Source organism: Actinokineospora enzanensis DSM 44649, assembly GCF_000374445.1.
Taxonomy (GTDB): domain Bacteria; phylum Actinomycetota; class Actinomycetes; order Mycobacteriales; family Pseudonocardiaceae; genus Actinokineospora; species Actinokineospora enzanensis.
The window spans coordinates 76,229-95,589 of sequence record NZ_KB894417.1 but is presented as its reverse complement, the minus strand read 5'-3'; the positions used below and the strand labels follow the sequence as shown (position 1 = coordinate 95,589).

Below are 19,361 nucleotides of genomic sequence, written 5' to 3'. Positions count from 1 at the left end.
CTCACCGGCGAGCATACTGTCCGGTCATGGACTCCACCTCGGTCGTGCGCGCGGTCGTGCGGGACCGGGTCGAGGTCGCCTTGACCGGGCCGGACCCGGCGGTGCTCCGCCTGGGCCTGCTGCTGCCGTTGTCCGGCGCGCTCGGGCTCACCGGACCGTCCGGGCTGGCGGCCGCCACCCTGGCCGCGACCGAGGTCAACGCCGCGGGCGGGGTCGCCGGGCGGGTGGTGCAGCTGGTGCTGGTCGACGCGGGCCGGACGCCCGGCGAGGTGGCGCGGGAGGCCGGGGACCTCGCCGACCTGCTCGACGGCTACGTCGGCTTCCACACCAGCGACGTGCACCGGGCGCTGGAGCTCACCCTCGGCGGCCGCGTGCCCTACATCTTCACCCCGCCGCATGAGGGCGGCACGCGGCGCGCCGGTGTCGTGCTCCTCGGCGACAGCCCGACGACGCAGCTGGGTCCCGCCGTGCGCTGGCTGGTGGCCCACCGGGGTCTGCGCCGGTGGGCACTGGTCGGCAGCGACTACATCTGGCCTCGCGCGGTCCACCGGGCCGCCTGCGCGATCGTGCGCGGCCTCGGCGCCGACGTGGTGGCCGAGCGGCTCGTGCCGTTCCCCGGTCCCGGCATCGACGCCGAGGAGATCGTCGCCGGTCTCGGCCGGGTGCGGGCCGACGCCGTCCTGCTCAGTCTGGTGGGCCGGGACCTCGTGTCGTTCAACCGGGCATTCGTCGCCTCGCCGTTGGCGGGTCGCGTGGTCCGGCTGTCCGGTTCGTTGGAGGAGAACGGGCTGCTGGCCGCGGGCGGCGACGAGACGGGCGAGCTCTACGCGGCCATGCGGTCCTTCGCCGGTCAGGGCGATGAGCGGCGGATAGCGCTGACCGAGCGCCACCGCGCGCTCTTCGGCGGACAGGCTCCCGTGCTCGACGCCTACGCGGAGGGTTGCTACTACGGCGTCCACCTCGCGGCCGCGTTGGCGAGCACCGGTAGCCTGTCCGCCGATCGGGTCCGTCCGGCCGCCACCGCGCTGCTCGCCACCGGCGAACACCGCGCCTGGTCGGCCGCTCCGCTGGGACCGCCGCGTCCCGGGGGATTCCTGGCCAGGGCCGATGGGCTGGACCTGACGGTGATTACCCCGTTGTCCGCCGGACCCGGGTAGGTTGGTCCACCCGACCGCGCGACGAAACGAGGTCCGGTGAACGACGACCAGCAACCCGACGATGTCACCGAGCGCACCACCCGCCTGCTCGACGGTTTCCGCGGCTTCGGCGCCAACTACACCGAGTTCACCAACCGCTTCGCGGCCTGGCTGGACCTGCACACGACCGACGCCTTCGCGTTGATCGAGATCCTGGTCGCCGAGGAACGCGGCATCGCGCTCACCCCGACCAAGCTCAGCACCCGGCTGTCGCTGACCACCGGCGCGACCGCGAACCTGCTCAACCGGCTGGAGAAGCTCGGCCACGTGGTGCGCACTCGCGAGCACGCGGACCGCCGAGTGGTGACGCTGCACAGCAGCCCCAAGGTCGCCCAGCGGGCCAAGGAGTTCCTGGACCCGTTCACCAAGCACGTCGAGGCGCTGGTGGCGCACTACCCGCCGGAGCACGTGGAGCTGTTCGAGAAGTTCCTCGACGACCTGCGCGCCACGATGTACGCCTTACTGGCCGAGCGCCCCCCGGGCTGACCTGCGCCGACACCGATTCCGGGTTAACTGTTTCCAAATGGAAGGAACCTGTCTACGCTTCGCCGCACACGCGGAGCGCGGGAGGTCCCATGAGCGGGTCGGAAGCCGGGCAGGAGCTCGAACGGTTCGGGTACACCCAGGAGTTGCGACGGTCGCTGGGCTTCCGCGACCTGTTGATCTACGGCCTGGTGTTCATGGTGCCGATCGCCCCGTTCGGCATCTTCGGCAGCGTGTTCTCCGGCTCCGGCGGCATGATCGCCCTGGCCTACGCGATCGGCATGCTGGCCATGTTGTTCACCGCCAACTCCTACGCCCAGATGGCCAAGGCGTTCCCGATGGCGGGCTCGGTCTACACCTACGCCGGGCGCGGCATCAACTCCATGGTCGGCTTCGCCTCCGGCTGGATGATCCTGCTGGACTACGTGCTCGTGCCCAGCCTGCTCTACCTGATCGCGGGCATCGCGATGAACTCGCTGCTGCCCGCGATCCCGGTGTGGCTGTGGCTGGTGGCGTTCGTCCTGCTCAACACCGCGGTCAACTACCTGGGCATCGAGATGACCGCGCGCGTCAACCGCGTCATGCTGGCCGCGCAGCTGGTCATCCTGGCGATCTTCCTGGTGATCGGCATCGTGGCCCTGGCGCAGGGCAAGGGCCACGGGTTCAGCTTCTCGCCGCTGTTCGACAGCGGCACGTTCTCCTGGCCGCTGATCTTCGGCGCGGTCTCGGTGGCGGTGCTCAGCTTCCTCGGCTTCGACGGGATCTCCACCCTCGCCGAGGAGAACCGCGACTCGGCGAAGGCGATCGGCCGCTCCATGGTGGCCGCGCTGTTGGTCACCGGTGTGCTGTTCATCGTGCAGACCTGGGTGGCGGCGTTGCTGGTGCCGGACCCGGCCTCTCTCATCAAGGACGGCGACGCCGCCGGTACCGCCTTCTATGACGCGGCCCGCGTCGCGGGCGGCGGCTGGCTGGCCGTGCTCACCGCGGCGGCGACCGCCGTGTCCTGGGGCTTCGCGAACTCCCTCGTCGCCCAGGCCGCCACCTCCCGCCTGCTCTACGCGATGGCACGCGACCGGCAACTGCCCGCGTTCCTGGGCAAGGTGCACCCCACGCGCCGCGTGCCGGTCAACGCCACCCTGCTCGTGGCGGGCGTGTCGCTGGCCCTGGGCCTGTACATGCAATCCCGCGACGACGGGGTCACCCTGCTCAGCTCGCTGGTCAACTTCGGCGCGATGACCGCCTTCCTGGTGCTGCACGTGTCCGTGGTCATCCACTACGTGATCCGCAACCGGAGCCGGAACTGGTGGAAGCACCTCGTCGCGCCGGTGATCGGGTTCGCCATCCTGGGCTACGTGGTGATCAACGCCAAGGTGGCCGCGCAGCTGCTGGGCTTCGTCTGGCTCGGGATCGGGCTGGTCGTGCTGATCGGTCTGCTCGTCGCCGGGCGCCGCCCGGCGCTGGCGGGCATGACGGGGGAGGAGGGCAAGTGAGGGTCCAACGGCTGGAATCGGAACCCGCCTACGCGTTCGGGGGCCGGGCGGCGGCGTTGACCGTGCCGCCGGGCACCGTGGTCGAGCTGTCCACTGAGGACTGCTTCGGTGGGGCGGTGCGCGGGGTGGACGATCTGCCGAGCCAGGTCTGCACATTCCCCTACCTCAACCCGGTAACCGGACCCATCGCGGTAGAAGGCGCGGAACCGGGAGACACCGTCGCGGTGCACTTCGTGGACATCCGTCCCATGCGCGACTGGGCCATCTCCACGACCTTCCCCCACTTCGGTGCGTTGACCACCACACACACGACCGCCATGCTGCACGACGCCCTGCCCGAGCGGGTATGGCGTTACGACGTGGACGTCGCTCGCGGTGTATGCGTGTTCCACGCGCGCGAGAGCGAGTTCTCGATCGAGCTCCCGCTGGATCCCATGCACGGCACCGTCGGCGTCGCCCCCGCCGCGCACGAGGTGATCATGAGCATCACCCCCGGCGCGCACGGCGGCAACATGGACACCCCCGAGATGCGCGCGGGCACCACCGCCTACTTCGGCGTCAACGTCCCCGGCGCGCTCATCTCCCTCGGCGACGGGCACTGCAGACAGGGCGAGGGCGAGGTCTGCGGCACGGCCGTCGAGGCCGCCATGTCCACCGTGGTCGTGGTCGACCTGATCAAGGGCGCGGCCTGCCCGTGGCCACGGCTGGAGAACGACACGCACGTGATGTCCACCGGCACCGCCCGCCCGCTGGAGGACGCGTTCCGGATCAGCCAGCACGACCTCGTCGGCTGGACCGGGCAGCTGCTCGGCCTCGCGCCGCTGGACGCCTACCAGCTGGTCAGCCAGGCCGGACTGGCGCCCGCGGGCAATGTCGTGGACACCAACTACACGATGCTCGCCAAGCTCCCCAAGACCCTCCTCGGCGCGGCGACCGCCTACGACGGCGTGCATGACCGACTCCGCGCCACCGCCGCTCGGTACCTCGCCGAGCGCTGACCGGGCCGGTGCGGCGGGTTTCCGCGCAGGGTGAACCCGCCGCACCGCCCCGGCCAGGCAAGCCACGCTGAGCCGCGTCGGTCAGTCGGACACGTTGGCGCGCAGGCGGGACAGCAACTCGGCCAGTGTGGCCTCCTCGGACTCGGTGAGCCCCGTCCGCAGCCGCCGGTCGAACGCGCGCGCCACCTCGCGCAGCCGGTGGAACAACGCCTCACCCGCGTCGGTCAACGCCACCAGGTGCACCCGGCGGTTGGCCGGGTCCCGACGCCGGGTCAGCAGCCCGTCGGCCTCCATGGCGTTGAGGTGGTGGGTCAGGGTCGCGCCCTGGATGCCCACCGCCGCGGCCAGCTCGCGCTGGTTGGCGACCGGCTGGGTCTTGAGCGTGAGCAGCACCTGCCACACCGGCACGCTCCCGCCCGCCGCCGACATCGCGTCGTCCATGGCGCGCCCGACCGCTTTCGCGCTCTGGGACAGCAGCAGGCCGAGCGGCGGGTTGGCGAGAAAGTGCACGTCGGCGAGCGTAGACCACGATCCGCGCCGGTCACGTCCCCGCGATCGGCAGCCGCACCTGGAAGCGCGTGTCACCCGGCGCGGACTCCACCCGGATGTCGCCGTGGTGCTTGTTCACCACGATCCGCCACGAGATGTCCAGGCCCAGCCCGGTGCCCTCGCCGACGGCCTTGGTGGTGAAGAACGGCTCGAAGATCCGGTCCTTCACCGCGGGCGGGATGCCCGCCCCGGTGTCGCCGATCTCCACCACCGCGTCCGGGCCGCTGCGGAACGTCCGGACCGTCAGCGTGCCCGCCCGGTCCATCGCGGCCACCGCGTTGTCGATCAGGTTCGTCCACACCTGGTTCAGCTCGGCGGCGTACGCGGGCAGCGGCGGCAGGCCCCGGTCGTAGTCCTTGACCACCCGCACCCCGTCGCCGATCTTGCCGCCCAGCATCACCAGCGTGGAGTCCAGCAGCTCGTGCACGTCGACCACCTGGAACGGCGCCCGGTCCATCTGCGAGTACTGCTTGGCCGCCCCGACCAGCGTGGACACCCGGGTGGTCGCGTCGTCGATCTCGTTCATCAGCGTCTCGGTCTCCACCGTGTACGCCAGCCAGCGCACCGCCGGATCGGTGATCCCGGTCGGGCACTGGTCGATCGCCCGCGACAGCCAGTCCACGTCCAACCCGCCCGCGACCAGCACCGGCGCAAGGTCCCAGCCGCGCGTCACGCCCCGCTCGTCCAGCCAGTCCGCCAGCTCGTCCTCGGCGTCACTGGCCTCCATCGGCCCGAGCTTCGGCGCCTTTGCGACCCGCTCCACCGCCGCCTCCTGCAACCGCACCATCGCAGGCAGCGTCGCCGGATCGATCGCGCCCTCGGCCAGCATCGCCAGCTTGTGCCGCATCCCGGCCACCCGCTCCCGCAACGCGGCGGTCGCGCGCACCGCAGCCGCCGCGGGATTGTTCAGCTCGTGGGTCAACCCGGCCGACAACGACCCCAACGCCAGCAAGCGCTCACGCTGCCCGAGGATCGCCTGACTGTTGCGCATACCCCAGGTCATGCCCTCCAACAGGTGCATCGCCATGGGGAACCACTCGCGTACGACCGTGCCGAACTCCGTGGCAGGCAGCTGCGCGAGCCGCACGTCGGTCAACGCCAGCACCGTCATCTGATAGGTGTGCCGCTCTTCCAGATCCAGGTAGGCCTGGGTGGCACCGAAGTACGCACCGCGGTGCTCACTGCGCGAGATCTCGGGCCGGTCGCCGCCGATAGCCCTATGCAGCGACACCGTGCCGTCCAACAGCAGGTAGAAGCAGGTAGCCGGGTCACCCTCGGCCACGATCTCCGCGCCCGCGGGAAACTCCGTCGTCGTCACATGCGAGGACAACCAGGCCAGTTTCTCGTCGTCCAACTGCTCGAACAGGAAGAACCCGCGCAACTCGTCGGGGGTCATGGCTTCTCCAGGTACCGGTGGACCAACGACACGGCCATCGCGCCCTCACCGACCGCGGACGCGACCCGCTTCACCGACTCCGCGCGCACGTCCCCGGCCACGAACACACCCGGCACGCTCGTCTCCAGGTGGAACGGATCGCGATCCAGATCCCACCCCTGCGGTTTACGCCCACTCGTGAGCAGATCCGGCCCGGCCAACACGAACCCGCGACCGTCCCGCGAGAGCGTGCCGTCCAACCAGTCCGTGCGCGGTGCGGCGCCGATGAACACGAACAACCACGACGCTGGAACGGTCTCGGTTGTTCCCGCGCGGTTGTCCCGCAGCGTCAGCGTCTCCAGATGGTCGGTACCGGTACCCCCCACCACCTCCGTACACGTCTGTACTTCGATCGCGTCCACCGCGGCAATCTGGTCGATCAGATACCGTGACATAGACCGGTCCAGTGAGTCGCCACGCACCACCAGCACCACGCGCCGAGCGTGCCGCGCGAAGTACATCGCGGCCTGCCCCGCAGAGTTCGCACCACCCACGATGTAGACGTCCTGTCCGCTACAGCTGGGGCCTTCGGTGGTGGCAGCGCCATAGAACACCCCACGGCCGGACAGATCGGCCAGACCGGGCGCCTCCAGCATCCGATAGGACACCCCGGTCGCGAGAATGACGGTGTGCGCGGAGAGCTCCGTGCCGTCGTCGAACCGCACCACGCGCGCGGGCCCCCGTGGTTCGAGACCGACCACCTTGCGCGTGGTCAGCATCTCCACGTTGAACTTCGCCGCCTGCCTACGCGCCCGCTCCGTGAGCTGCTCACCCGACACACCGTCGGGAAACCCGAGGTAGTTTTCGATCCGACTGCTCGTGCCCGCCTGCCCGCCGGTCGCCATCCGCTCGATGAGCACGGTCTTGAGCCCCTCCGACCCGCCGTACACCGCAGCACCGAGCCCGGCCGGGCCGCCGCCGACCACGATCAGGTCGTAGAAGTCGGTCGACGGCATCGTGGACAATCCGACGCGCGCCGCCAACTCGCCATCGGTCGGCTCCACCAACGCCTCACCACCCTCGGTGATGACGACCGGCAACCGCGTCCCATCGAGCCCGGCAGCGGAGAGCAACCGCTCACTCTCCTCGTCGTCACCCAGCGTGTACCACCGGTAAGGGACGGAATTTCGTGCGAGAAAGTCCCGTACAGCGTACGACCGACTGGACCATCGGTGCCCGACCACCCGCACCTGCCGTGTGGGCTGGTGGTCCACTTCTGCCCATGCGGTGAGCTGGTCGTCCAGGACCGGGTAGAGCTTCTCCTCCGGCGGGTCCCACGGCTTGAGCAGATAGTGATCGAGATCGACGACATTGATCGCCTGGATGGCCGCGTCGGTGTCCGCGTACGCGGTCAACAACACCCGCCTGGCCAGCGGGAACAGGTCCATTGCCCGCTCCAGGAACTCGATCCCGCTCATCCCTGGCATCCGGTAGTCCGCCAACAACGCGGCCACCTGCTCCCCGCGGAGCTTGATCTCCCGCAACGCCTCCAACGCCGCGTCCCCCGACTCGGCCCGCACGATCCGGTACCGCTCCCCGTACTTCCTGCGCAGGTCACGAGCGATCGAACGGCTGACCCCGGGATCGTCATCCACGGTCAGGATCGACGGCCGCGCACCCCGCGAGCCCTCGGTAGTCGTCATGCCGCCAGTCAATCAGGTGAATGTGGCTCACGTCTGCCCCGGAAGCGGCAGCCGTCCTGTGACCCACGCACCCGATCGGCGGCTAGGCAATGATCGCGGCCAGATGAAACCCTGGTGGGTGGATCTGGCGAGAGGCGGCTGGCTCGCGTCCCTCGGACATGTAACGCCTACCCATCCCGACGATGTGGTGGGTGTTCTCTCGATGTGCGCACGCGGCGTATCCCAGTCGCGTGCGGAGCCACGCCTGCAGTGGCGCTAGAGGTCTGGATCATTTGAAACACCCATGGCAGCGCGGTCGATGCGAAGCAAAGGCTACGGAGGGGATGCCGTGTCGGACCACCAAGACCGGGCTTTGACCAACACCAATCTCAACCGATCGGTTGGGCAACGGTTACGCGCTGTGCGCGAGGAGCTGGGGTGGTCAAGGGCGCAACTGGTGGCCAAACTGGGTGTGGAAATGCATGTGCAGACTATAGGTACCTATGAATCCGGCCACCGGCAGCTGACGATCGCGCGTTATGTCGCTCTCTGCGAGGCGTTGGGCGTACCGGCGCCGGAATTATTGGCGGAGGCCATTCGCCGGGCGGAGGTCGACGCGCACTTTCTCGTGTGTACGGTCGACCTCCGCCGGTTGGTTGCCGCCAGCGACGACCCGGTTCTGGAGCCGCTACGACGTTGGGCGCGCAATCGACTGGAATCCGGATCGGACGATGGTGGGATAGTACACTTGGAACCGGAGTCGGTTGCGGAACTGGCCGTTTTCTGCGGTCTTACGCACGTCGGACTGTTCCGTCGATTGGCGACCTACGCTCCAGTTCGGTCCTTGTAGGACTCGGCGGGGAGGCTGAACCTTACGGGCGGCTGGAGTATACCGACCACCAGTCGGGGTTCAGGGTGTTCTGCTGTCCGGCGCACTGTTTCGGAGCCGTGGGCAGCAAGGGAGATGCGCTCGCACTCTGTGCCGTGATGGTGGCAAGCGTGGCACACAGCGCCAGCGCCACAAGAATACGAGCTGCGTTCTGCTTCAAAGTGCTGTCGTCCTGACTAGTCGTGTGTCAATGATTTGTCCATCGTGGCTCCACTTTGGCCTGCCGAAACGGGGAATCGCCAGATGGATCTAGTGCTGCATGGCCAAGATCCCATAGCTGGACCGGTTAGTCAACGCGACGATAGTTGTGCCGTTCCGTAGCACCGACCGGCCGAGCCGGACGACCGATCCCAACAGGAACAACGTTCCATCCTTAGTCCTGTTGGGGCGATGGAAACACCTCGATCGAGCGATGAGCCTACGCAGGGTAGATGCCTGGGGTCGCGACCGATACTTACCCGTCCAGCGGCAGGTGCCGAAGCATGGTCTGGATCGCGGTCACCTGTGGGCGGTCGCCGAGTTGCTCGAACAGGTGGCATGCCTCGGTCCACGCGCGCTGTGCGTGAGCGGCCCGGCCTTGCAATCGGAACACCGAGCCGAGCACCGTGAGTGCCTGGGCGTGCAAGGGCACGTTCCGGAACTGCTCGGCCAACGTGACCGCGCGCAGGGCGAACGCCTCGGCGCGGCCGTCGTGGCCGCAGGCTCGTTCGATGTCGGCCAACGCCGCGCACACCGTCGCCACCGCGTTCAGGTCGCGGGCCTCCTCCGCCGTGGCCAGGGCCTTCTCGCAGTAGGCCGCGGCCTCGCCGAACTCGCCGAGTTCGCGGCGGACGGCCGCGATACCCGCCAGGCAGGTCGCGTGCGCGGACCGGTCCGCATTGTCGATGGCGAGCTGTTCTGCCTGACGCAGGTGCAGCAGGGCCTCGGTCGGTTCCCCTTCGACGCGCAGGGCCTCGCCGAGGGAGAGCAGAGCCCAGCCGACCACCTCGTGCCTGGTCCCGTGCACGAGTGCCAGGCACCGCTCGAACAGCGCGATCCCGGCCCTGGTCGCGCCACGCAGGACCTCCAGCCTGCCCAGGTGGTAGAGGGTGACGGCGGCGCCGAAGTCGAACTCCACCCGCGTGCAGTAGCGCAGCGCGTGGTCGAGGCACCGGCGGGCGTCGTCGAGTCTGCCCAGCGCTATGTAGGTCTTGCCCAGGTCCGCCATCGAGGACGCCTCGGCTTCCTCGTCCGCGCAGGTGCGGGCGGCGGTCACCGCTGTCTCCCGGGCCACCCGGCATTCGTCGTGGTGGCCGTGACGCTCGTAGAACGTGCAGATCGCGTGCGGTAGGCGCCAGGCGAACTCATTGTGGCCCGACCGCGCGGCGAACAGTACCGCGGCGCCCAGGTTTCCGCGTTCGATCGACATCCACGCGCGGGTCTCGTCCTGGTTGTGGAACGCGCGCGGGGCTACGGCGGGCTCGACCTCAAGCGGTGGTGGTTGCGCGTTGTTCGGGTACAGCACGCGGTCCGCCGCCGAGGCGGAGCACAGGTAGTAGCTGAGCAACCTGCGCTCCGCGGCACGTCGGGCGGCTGGTGTCTCGTCGATGTGGGCCAGCCGCAACGCGCACTCGCGTATGAGGTCGTGGAAGCGGTAGCGATCATGGGTATCGGACCGCTCCAGCAGGTGCGCCCCGGTGAGCACGGCCAGACTGTCGCGGGTGACCGCGTCGCCTTGGCCGCCGCACGCGCGAGCCACCGCGACACTGAAGTCCCGACCCGGATGCAGGCCCATCAGCCGGAACAGCCGTTGCGCCGCGGGCGGCAGGGCCTGATAGGAGAACGTGAAGATGGCCTGCGGGGAAGTGTCGCCGTCGCCGGTGTGACCGAGCTGCAGCAGTAGGCCGCGCGGGTCGGGCCGCTCGGCCGAGCCGGTCGAGTCCAGTACGCGGAAGTCGGCGATGTGCTGACCCACCACCGTGATCACCAGGGGCAGCCCGCCGCACAGCCTGGCCAGCTCCTGCCGCGGCCGGGGATCCCCGTCGTCGCCCAGGTGCGCGGTCAGCAGCCGGGTCGACTCCTCGGTCGACATCGGACCGACCCGGATGCGGCGCACCCCGTAGGAGGCGCTCAGGTGATCGAGCGACTGCCTGCTGGTGATCACCACCAGGCAGTCGGCCAGCAGCGGCAGCAAAGCGCGCACCTGGGCCGAGTTCCGCGCGTTGTCCAGGATGACGAGCGTGTACCGGTCGGCCAGCACGCGCCGCAGGGTCACCTCGCGCGAGCGGAACGACGCCGTGGCCGTCGGCTCCTCGCCCAGCGCCACCAGCAGGTCGTCCACCACGGCCGCGTGCGTGGCGGCCGGGTCCCGGGAGAAGCCGTTGAGGTCGACGAACAGGTCCCCGTCCGGGAAGCGCGACCGCACCCGGTGTCCCCAGTGGACGGACAGCGCGGTCTTGCCGACCCCGGGCATGCCCTCCAGTACGACGACACCGCGGCGTGGGTGGTCGTCCGCGGTCACCGATGCCGCGTCCAGCGCGGCGAGTACGTCCGCGCGGCCGATGAAATCCGGGACGTCGTGCGGAAGTTGGCGGGGTCGGTACTCAAGCCGCACCGCGGGAGGTGTCGTCGCGCCGAACTTGTCGGTCACCAGCTCCTGGTAGTACCTGGTGAGGTGGCCCGCGGCCGGGTCGTCGCCCTCGTGCACGAGTTGCTTGCGAACGGCCAGGTAATACTCGGTCAGGTCGTGATCGCGTTCGAGGGTGCGCAGGGTCAGCATCCGCAGTTTGTACAGCCGCAGGTTAGTCGGGTGGTCGGACTGCAGGTCGTCCAGGCGCACCAGCACGTCCTGGGCCCGGCCGAGCTCCAGCAGCGCGCTCAGGTGCTCGGCGTGCGCGGGGATCAGCTCGTCGCGTTCGAACCTGTCGCGCCACTCGGTGGCGCGGTCGGAGCGCAGATCCGCCAGCGGTCGACCTCGGCACAGCCGCAGGGCGTCCGCGGTGAGCCGGGCGGCCATGGCCGGGTCGCCGTCGCGGGCGTGGGCGCGTGCCGCCAGGGTCAGCTCGCGGAACCGGACGTAGTCGATGTATGAGCGATCCGTTTCCAGGCGATAGGTACCGCTGGACCCCCGCAATTCTGCGGGAATGGGAAGCCGGTCCAACAGCCTGCGGATGCGCGTCGCGTAGGTGTCAAGCGTGGCGACGGTACGTTTCGGTAAACGTTGCCCTTCCGCCCAGACCCAGCGCAGCAATGTCTCGCCGCTCAAAGCGTGTCCAGGCCGCAGCAGCAGCGCCGCCAACATGGCCTTCGGTTTTGGATTTGCCCACTCTTCCTCGAACGCGCCGTCCAGCCGGAGCGCGGTGGTACCGAGGATCCCGAACGCCACCTCCACCAGATTCACCCCTCGAACTGGGTCTATGGACCCGGTCGGCACAGCAGCAGCGGAATGCGGGTTCGGCGCTTGTGTGACGAGTGTACCGACGGTGGATCGCCGGGGGCACTGAAAGCCGTGCGCAAGTCAGCCGGGTGGCCGAACGAATTCTTCCCACGGTCGCCCGCATTCCAACATTCGGCGTACGCCCTTGGTTCTGCGTCGTTCGCCGGATGCGAGTTCGCTGGCCGGGGAATGTGAGAAAGCGTCCACATCCTGTCGTTGTCATGTCCGGAGGCAAACGGAGAGGCGAATGGCGACGCAGAGTTGGGTGGGCGGCCCGGTCGGGCTCGACGCGCACGTGCGGACCACCATGGTGGGCACCAGGGCCGTGCTGGTGATGGTGCCGACCATGACGGCGGGGACGCGGCTGATGGATCTCGTCCCACTGTTCGACGGCGACCACCGAGTGCAGGTGGTGTTCACCGTGCCACAGGCGGATCTCGTCTGGCATGGTCTGGACCGGTATGCGACCGGGTTGGGCGGGTTGGTCGTGCCTTGGGATCAGGCGTTGCGGCACGAGTGGGACCTCGTCCTCAGTGCCAGTCATCGGTTGATCGAGCGGGTGCACGGGCGCCTGCTCCTGCTTCCGCACGGGGCGGGCGCGGCGAAATCGCGGCTCTACAGTCGGAAATCGGGTGGGGCTCGGGTGCCGACGACCGGGTTGGATCGGGAGACGTTGACCTATCGGGGGCGGGTGTTGCCCTCGGCGGTGGGGATACCGACGTCGCGGGAGATGCGGTTGTTGGGGCGGACGTGTCCCGAGGCGGCGCCCGCGGCGTTCCTGGCGGGCGATATCTGTCTCGACAGCCTGCGGGCGGGGCTGCCCTACCGGGAGCGGTATCGGGACGCGTTCGGAGTGGGTGTCGGGGAACTGGTCGTGGTCAGTTCGACATGGTCGCCGCATTCGCTTTTCGGTCGACGGCCGGAGTTCTATGAGCGAATCACGCGGGAGCTTCCGAACGCGACCGTGGCGGCGGTGCTGCACCCCCATATCTGGGCCGTGCACGGGGAATGGCAGGTCCGTTCCTGGCTGGCGCGGGCACGCGCCGACGGCTTGGTGGTGGTGCCGCCGGAACGGGGGTGGCAGGCGGCGATGGTGGCCGCCGATGTTGTGGTGGGCGACCACGGGTCGACCACGCTCTACGCGGCGGCGTTGGGGCGGCGCGTGTGTGTGGCGGCATGGCCGGAGCAGGACATCCGGGCCGGCAGTCCGGCGGCGGTGTTGCGGCAGGCGGTACCGATGCTGGATCACGCGCGGCCGTTGGCCGAGCAGTTGGCGCGGGTGGAACCGGTGACGGACACGCGGGTGGTGGAGGCGGTGTCCTCTGTCCCGGGACACTCCCACGCGCGGTTCAGAACCGCGATGTACGACCTCCTCGGACTCCCCGAACCCGATTGGCCCGCACGGGCGCAGGCGCCGCTGGTGCCTCGGCTTCACCGTGGGGAGGCGTCATGCTGACCGTGCGTGTGGACTCGCCCGCGGCCGGGGTGTACCTCGTGCGGGTGTCCACTTCGGACAACACGGCGGATGTGGTGATCGTGCGGGTCGACGTCGACAGTCCGTGGCGTGCGGTGGCCGACATCCTGGTCAACGACACCGGGTCCGCCGGGATCATCGGGATCGCCTTGGCCTATCTGTCCGATGTGGCGGAGAAGCGGGCGCGGACCTCCTCGGCCTTGGGATCCTGAGCCTCGTCGTACAGCTCGGCGGCGCGGGTCCACGAGTCGACCGCGGTGGCGCGGTCGCCCGCGTGGTCGGCCGCGTCGCCGAGTCCGGTGAGGACCTCCGCCTCGTAGTACGGCGAGTCCAGCTCCCGGATGGACCGCAGCGTGGCGCGCAGCACCCGCAGGGCCTCGGCTGAACGACCCGCGTCGAGGTGGGTCGCGCTCAGCACCAGCACCGTCTTCGCGTACTGCGGGGTGTCGCCCAGCCGCTCCAGCTCCGCCGCCGCCGCGGTCAGCTCGATCACCGCCTCCGCGGCGCGCCCGAGACGGGCGTAGAGATCACCGAGACGCCTGCGGCACATCGCCACGCTGCGTGGCCGACCGATCCACTCGTGCAGGTCGCGCGTCTGCTCGTAGTAGGCGACCGCGCCCGCCAGATCCCCGGTACTGCGCGCGACATGGCCCAGTTGCGACAGCGCGGTCGCCTCCGCCTTCAGGTCCCCGCACTCGCGCGCCAGCCGCAACGCGGCCGTCCCGTGGTCCGACGCCTGCGGATACGAGCCCGACTTCGCGTACGCGTATGCGACCTGTGCGTGCAGCTTTCCCTCCGCGCGCACGTCCCCGAGCCGTTGGGTCGAGGTGATGCCGGTGAGCTGCATGTCGATCCAGTCGCCGTAGCGGCGGGTGTGCAGGAAGTAGCCCCACTGGGCCTCGCACAGTTGCCACACCAGGTCGTCCCACTCGCGGGCCGCCGCGACCGTCAGGGCGGCGCGGAGGTTGTGGCGTTCGGCGGTCATCCACGCCATCGCGTCGGTTCGATCGTCGAAGGACTCGCGCGGTGCGGCGTAGCGGGGGCCCAGGTGTGGGCGCAATGGGTGGATCTGCGTGTCGGCGGCGACCGCTCGATCCAGGTACCACTCGACCATCAAACGTTCCGCCGGGTCGTCCGGGCGGGATTCCCGGGCGTGCAGGCGGATCAGGTCGTGCAGGACGAAGCGGTCGTCCGGGGACTCGGTGACCATGTTGGCCTCCACCAGTTCGTCGAGTGGCTCGATGACACGGTCCATCGGCCATTCCAGACCGGCGGCGATGGCGCCCGCGCCGAACTCCCTGCCCGGATGCCACGCGCACGCCCGATATGCCAGTTCCGCGTCACCGTCCAGATACGCGCGCGCGTGGTCCAGGACCACCGACACCGACGTCTCCGCGTCCAACCGCAGTCCGCGCAACCGCATCCGTTCGTCGCGCAGTTCCCGCACCTCGCGCGACAACGTGCGGCGTGCGCGGGTGGCCAGACGCGCGCCCACGACGGCCAGTGCCAACGGCAGACCGCCGCACAGGCCCACCAGTTCCGCCGCAGCGTCCGGTTCCGACGCGACGCGGTCCGCGCCTACCACCGAACGCAGTAACCGCAGTGAACCGGCCGAGGCCAACGGGTCCACGGTCAGCCACCGCGCGCCGTCCAAGACCAGGCCGGATAGGCGCGAACGGCTGGTCACCACCACCAGACTTCCCGCGCCAGTGGGCAGCAACGCCCGTACCTGCGCCGCGCTGACAGCGTTGTCGAGCAGCACCAACAGCCGCCGTGTCGCGGTCGTCGAGCGGTACAGGGCAGCGCGGCGGGCCGGTTCCACCGGGATCCGGTCGGCCTTGACGCCCAGCGACAGCAGGAACCACTCCTGTGCGTCGGCGGGCGTGACCGGATCGCCCGCCGTGTCGGTGAGATCGGCGAACAGGTGACCTTCGGTGAACTCCCCGGCCACCGCGTTGGCCCACTGTGCTGCCAGCGCGGACTTGCCGACGCCGCCGATCCCGGTCAGTACCACCAGACCCGCGCCCGCCGCGCGCGCCGCGTCCAGGTCCGCCAGCTCCGTCTCGCGGCCAGCGAACACCGCGGGCGCGGGCGGGAGTTGCGCGGGCAGGCCGGGAATGGCCTCGTCACCATGGAAATGGACCGCTCCGATACTGCCCGCCTGGACCAGCCTGCCCGAGACCTGGCCCGGTACCGCGTTCTCCACCGTGAACTCGGATCCGTCCTCCACGCGGTCCACCCCCGCTGTGTGGCTTCTTTCTTTCTAGTCGCAGACCGATACGCGGGCGTTAGGACAGGCGACAATCCACCCGTTCGTCGCAGGGTGCGGGTTGTACGCCCGCGGCGGTCCCGGGGCTGTCCTCAGTGGAGCCGACGTACGGGACACTCGTGCGGGTCGGTGGCAGGGAGGACGGGTATGGATCTCAACTTGCTGGTCGCGCTGGACGCGTTGTTGGCCGAGGAGAGCGTCTCGCGCGCGGCGGCTCGGCTGGGCACGTCCGCGCCCGCGATGAGCCGCACCCTGGCCCGGATCCGCCGGGTCTGCGGCGACCCGATCCTGGTCCGCGCCGGCCGCACCCTCGTCCCCACGCCGCGGGCGCTGGAGCTGCGGGAAGAGGTGTCCGCGATCGTCGCGCGCGCCCGCGGTCTGCTGTCCCCGGTGCCCGGTTCCCCGCTGACCCGGCGGTTCACCCTGCGGGTCGGCGACGCGCTGCTGGCCGTGCTCGCCGCGCCGTTGCTGTCCGCGGTGCGCGCCAGCGAGCCGGGCGTGGATCTGCGGTTTGTCTCCGACAGCCTGGAGGGCGCGCCCGCGCTGCGCGACGGCTTGGTCGATCTGGAGGTGGGGACCCTGGACAACGCCGACCACGACGCCTCCACGCGGGTGGAGCCGCTGCTGGAGACCCGCTACGTCGCCGCCGTGCGCCCCGCGCACCCGCTGGCCCGGCTCGGCCGGGTCACCCCGGGTGCGTTCGCCGCCGTCGACCACATCGGCATCTCCCGCCGCGGGCGCGTGCACGGCCCCATCGACGACCGGTTGCGCGCGCTCGGTCTGCGCAGGCGGATCGCGGTGGTGGTGCCCAGCTACCCGGCGGCGCTGCTGTTGGCCCGCGAGTCGGACCTGGTGTGCCCGGCGCCCGCGGGGCTGTCGGTGCTCGATCTGATGGGCCTGCGCACCTTCGAGATCCCGTTGGATCTGCCGCCCGCGACCATCGCCATGGCCTGGCACCCGCGCGACGAGGGCGACCGCGCGCACCGGTGGCTGCGCGATCAGGTGCGCTCGGCGGTGGCCGAATTGGTGTGACCCTCCATTTCGGAATAGATGCAGGAAATGGGCGAGCGGTGTCTACTATCTGTCCGGGAAATTCGCCGTTCGGCTGCGCCATTCGCGTGACAGCTCGGCCGTCCGTGGATATGCTGGCCTGGCACGCTCGACTTCCGTGGGGGCGGGCGGCACACGGTATCTGGAACCCGGAGAGGTGGCAGTGATGTCGGTTCTCAGGCTCAGGGAGATGACGTACATGCTGTGCCACGACGAGATCGAGGGGTCGCCGCGGGCGCGGCGGTTCCGGCTTGGTCGTGGTCCGGTCGTGTGGGCTCTGCCCTGGTACGTGATCGTCCACGTCCTTCCGAGCTGATCGCTGCTCGCGGGTTCCACCCTTTCCTTCGACATCGCCCGGCGGATTCCTCCGTCGGGCGATGTCGTGTTTTCCGCCGGTATCCGGCCCATTTCCCGGGTTCGATCATCGAACCCGCGGCCATTCCGGACGCCCGCCGAACATTCATCGAGTAATCCCTCCGAAGTGGACGTCCACCCGAGCCGGGTCGTTGCGCCTGTGTCCCGGGCCACTCTTGCCCCGGGGCAACCAGTTGCTTAGCATTGCTAACCGATGGGAGGTCGCCGTGACCGCAGGGTTGGACACCAGGGTGGACCGCAGGCGCCGCTCGGCCGAGGAGCTGGGCCCGCGCTACAAGTGGATCGCGCTGTCGAACACGACACTCGGCATGCTCATCGCCACGATCAACTCCTCGATCGTGCTGATCGCGCTGCCGGACATCTTCAAGGGGATCGGGATCAACCCGCTGGAGCCCGCGAACACCGGCTACCTGCTGTGGATGATCATGGGCTTCCTGGTCGTCACCGCCGTGCTGGTGGTCAGCTTCGGCCGCCTCGGCGACATGTACGGCCGGGCCCGCATGTACAACCTGGGCTTCGCGGTGTTCACCGTGTCGTCGATCATGCTGGCGGTCACCTGGTTCACCGGCGACGCCGCCGCGCTCTGGCTCATCGGCTGGCGCGTCGTGCAGGGCGTGGGCGGCGCGTTCCTGATGGCCAACTCCTCGGCCATCCTCACCGACGCCTTCCCCGCCAACCAGCGCGGCATGGCGCTGGGCGTCAACGGCGTCGCCGCCATCGCCGGGTCCTTCCTCGGCCTGGTCGTGGGCGGCGTGCTCGCGCCGGTCGACTGGAACCTGGTCTTCCTCGTGTCGGTGCCGTTCGGCGTCATCGGCACCATCTGGGCCTACCTCAAGCTGCACGACACCGGCGTCCGCAAGCACGCCCGCATGGACTGGTGGGGCAACGTCACCTTCGCCATCGGCCTGGTCGCGGTCCTGGTCGGCATCACCTACGGCATCCAGCCCTACGGCGACTCGCCCACCGGCTGGGGCAGCCCGTTCGTGCTGACCTGCCTCATCGGCGGCGTGCTGGTCCTGCTCGCGTTCGGCGTCATCGAGAGCCGTGTGCCCAACCCGCTGTTCGACCTGTCGCTGTTCCGGCTGCGCTCGTTCACCTGGGGCAACCTGGCCAACTTTGCCGCCTCGCTCGGCCGCGGCGGCCTACAGTTCATCCTTATTGTCTGGTTGCAGGGCATCTGGCTGCCGCAACACGGCTACAGCTACGAGCAGACCCCGCTGTGGGCGGGCATCTACATGCTGCCGATGACCGTCGGCTTCCTGCTCTCCGCCCCCGCCGCGGGCATCGTGTCCGACCGGGTCGGCAGCAGACTGCTCGCCTCGATCGGCCTGCTCATCACCGCGCTCACCTTCGGGCTGCTCATCGCCCTGCCGGTGAACTTCCCGTACTGGGCGTTCGCCGGGGTCCTGGTCCTCAACGGCATCGGCATGGGCATGTTCTCCTCGCCCAACCGCGCCGAGGTGATGAACAGCCTGCCCGCGGACGCCCGCGGCTCCGGCTCCGGGATGATGACCACGTTCCAGAACACGGCCATGGTGCTGTCCATCGGCTTCTTCTTCAGCCTGATCATCGCGGGCTTCTCCAGCACGCTGCCGGGCGCGATGCGCACGGGTCTGGAGTCGCACGGGGTGCCCGCGGTGTCGGCGGAGCAGATCGCGGCCCTGCCCGCGGTGGCGGTGCTGTTCGCGGCGTTCCTCGGGTACAACCCGATCCAGCAGCTGCTCGGCGACCACCTGTCCGCGCTGCCGCCGGACCAGGCGTCGTTCCTGACCGGGCGCGGGTTCTTCCCGAGCCTGATCTCCGGCCCGTTCGCGGACGGCCTCGCCATCGCGTTCGGCTTCGCCATCGCCCTGTGCGTGATCGGCGCGGTCGCGTCGTGGCTGTGCGGGCCGACGCGGAGCGGGGGCGAACACGAGACGGTCGGCGCGGAACTCGCCTCGGCGGCGGGGGAACCGGTCGACTAGGACGCGTCAGGTCTCGAACTTCGCGACGTCCGGTGCTCGCAACCGCCATGTGGGGAGACTGGGACGTGCATCGCGGCGTACCCCCAGAACGCCGCGACACCCCCCGGTTCCAGTGTGCGTCGTCGTGTCCGTTCGCGCGACGGCATTCCAGG

The 19,361-nt window shown here is 69.7% G+C and carries 15 protein-coding genes; 10 read left to right on the top strand and 5 right to left on the bottom strand.

The window, feature by feature from the left end; all coding sequences use genetic code 11:
• Window positions 1-26 precede the first annotated feature (26 nt).
• The 4 genes from C503_RS0118815 to C503_RS0118800 all read left to right on the top strand — a co-directional run bounded on the left by C503_RS0118815 (window position 27) and on the right by C503_RS0118800 (window position 4,167).
• On the top strand, window positions 27-1,157 hold the full coding sequence (locus tag C503_RS0118815) for an ABC transporter substrate-binding protein (protein WP_018683773.1): 1,131 nt from the start codon (window positions 27-29) through the stop codon (window positions 1,155-1,157).
• A gap of 36 nt (window positions 1,158-1,193) precedes the next feature.
• Window positions 1,194-1,682: a MarR family winged helix-turn-helix transcriptional regulator gene (locus C503_RS0118810; protein ID WP_018683772.1), complete on the top strand. Its 489-nt coding sequence runs from the start codon at window positions 1,194-1,196 to the stop codon at window positions 1,680-1,682.
• An 89-nt stretch (window positions 1,683-1,771) separates the two neighbouring features.
• Window positions 1,772-3,169: an APC family permease gene (locus C503_RS0118805; protein ID WP_018683771.1), complete on the top strand. Its 1,398-nt coding sequence runs from the start codon at window positions 1,772-1,774 to the stop codon at window positions 3,167-3,169.
• On the top strand, window positions 3,166-4,167 hold the full coding sequence (locus C503_RS0118800; protein WP_018683770.1) for an acetamidase/formamidase family protein: 1,002 nt from the start codon (window positions 3,166-3,168) through the stop codon (window positions 4,165-4,167). The genes C503_RS0118805 and C503_RS0118800 overlap by 4 nt, the downstream gene beginning before the upstream one ends.
• An 81-nt stretch (window positions 4,168-4,248) precedes the next feature.
• Here C503_RS0118800 and C503_RS0118795 read toward each other — a convergent pair whose 3' ends face one another.
• Genes C503_RS0118795 through C503_RS0118785 form a run of 3 tightly spaced genes read right to left on the bottom strand, consistent with a single transcriptional unit; the run spans window position 4,249 to window position 7,794 of the window.
• Window positions 4,249-4,677: a MarR family winged helix-turn-helix transcriptional regulator gene (locus C503_RS0118795; protein WP_018683769.1), complete on the bottom strand. Its 429-nt coding sequence runs from the start codon at window positions 4,675-4,677 to the stop codon at window positions 4,249-4,251.
• Window positions 4,678-4,708: 31 nt separating this feature from the next.
• On the bottom strand, window positions 4,709-6,112 hold the full coding sequence (locus C503_RS0118790) for an ATP-binding protein (RefSeq protein ID WP_018683768.1): 1,404 nt from the start codon (window positions 6,110-6,112) through the stop codon (window positions 4,709-4,711).
• Window positions 6,109-7,794: an NAD(P)/FAD-dependent oxidoreductase gene (locus tag C503_RS0118785; protein WP_018683767.1), complete on the bottom strand. Its 1,686-nt coding sequence runs from the start codon at window positions 7,792-7,794 to the stop codon at window positions 6,109-6,111. The genes C503_RS0118790 and C503_RS0118785 overlap by 4 nt, the downstream gene beginning before the upstream one ends.
• Before the next feature lie 283 nt (window positions 7,795-8,077).
• Between C503_RS0118785 and C503_RS44705 the strand changes: the two genes are divergently transcribed.
• A complete protein-coding gene (locus C503_RS44705; protein ID WP_342663393.1) occupies window positions 8,078-8,623 on the top strand; it encodes a helix-turn-helix domain-containing protein in 546 nt (181 codons plus the stop codon).
• A gap of 493 nt (window positions 8,624-9,116) precedes the next feature.
• On the opposite strand, the gene C503_RS0118780 is transcribed toward C503_RS44705, so the two are convergent.
• Window positions 9,117-12,041, bottom strand: a complete 2,925-nt coding sequence (locus tag C503_RS0118780; protein WP_026316458.1) for an AfsR/SARP family transcriptional regulator — start codon at window positions 12,039-12,041, stop codon at window positions 9,117-9,119.
• Window positions 12,042-12,324: 283 nt separating this feature from the next.
• Here C503_RS0118780 and C503_RS0118775 point away from each other — a divergent pair, with 283 nt between their 5' ends.
• Both C503_RS0118775 and C503_RS0118770 read left to right on the top strand, forming a co-directional pair.
• A complete protein-coding gene (locus tag C503_RS0118775; protein WP_018683765.1) occupies window positions 12,325-13,533 on the top strand; it encodes a hypothetical protein in 1,209 nt (402 codons plus the stop codon).
• A complete protein-coding gene (locus tag C503_RS0118770; protein ID WP_018683764.1) occupies window positions 13,527-13,763 on the top strand; it encodes a hypothetical protein in 237 nt (78 codons plus the stop codon). Before C503_RS0118775 ends, C503_RS0118770 begins: the two co-directional genes overlap by 7 nt.
• Here C503_RS0118770 and C503_RS39920 read toward each other — a convergent pair.
• On the bottom strand, window positions 13,706-15,781 hold the full coding sequence (locus C503_RS39920; RefSeq protein WP_018683763.1) for a tetratricopeptide repeat protein: 2,076 nt from the start codon (window positions 15,779-15,781) through the stop codon (window positions 13,706-13,708). The two genes, C503_RS0118770 and C503_RS39920, sit on opposite strands and share 58 nt — an antisense overlap.
• 186 nt (window positions 15,782-15,967) lie before the next feature.
• On the opposite strand from C503_RS39920, the gene C503_RS0118760 reads away from it, so the two are divergent.
• The 3 genes from C503_RS0118760 (at window position 15,968) to C503_RS0118750 (ending at window position 19,209) form a co-directional block, all read left to right on the top strand.
• Window positions 15,968-16,852: a LysR family transcriptional regulator gene (locus C503_RS0118760; RefSeq protein ID WP_018683762.1), complete on the top strand. Its 885-nt coding sequence runs from the start codon at window positions 15,968-15,970 to the stop codon at window positions 16,850-16,852.
• 208 nt (window positions 16,853-17,060) lie between these two features.
• Complete coding sequence (locus C503_RS48540; RefSeq protein ID WP_281170517.1) at window positions 17,061-17,186, top strand: hypothetical protein; 126 nt, start codon at window positions 17,061-17,063, stop codon at window positions 17,184-17,186.
• Between the two features lie 265 nt (window positions 17,187-17,451).
• The gene (locus C503_RS0118750; protein WP_018683760.1) at window positions 17,452-19,209 is read left to right on the top strand and encodes an MFS transporter; all 1,758 of its coding nucleotides are present in this window, start codon (window positions 17,452-17,454) and stop codon (window positions 19,207-19,209) included.
• Window positions 19,210-19,361 lie beyond the last annotated feature (152 nt).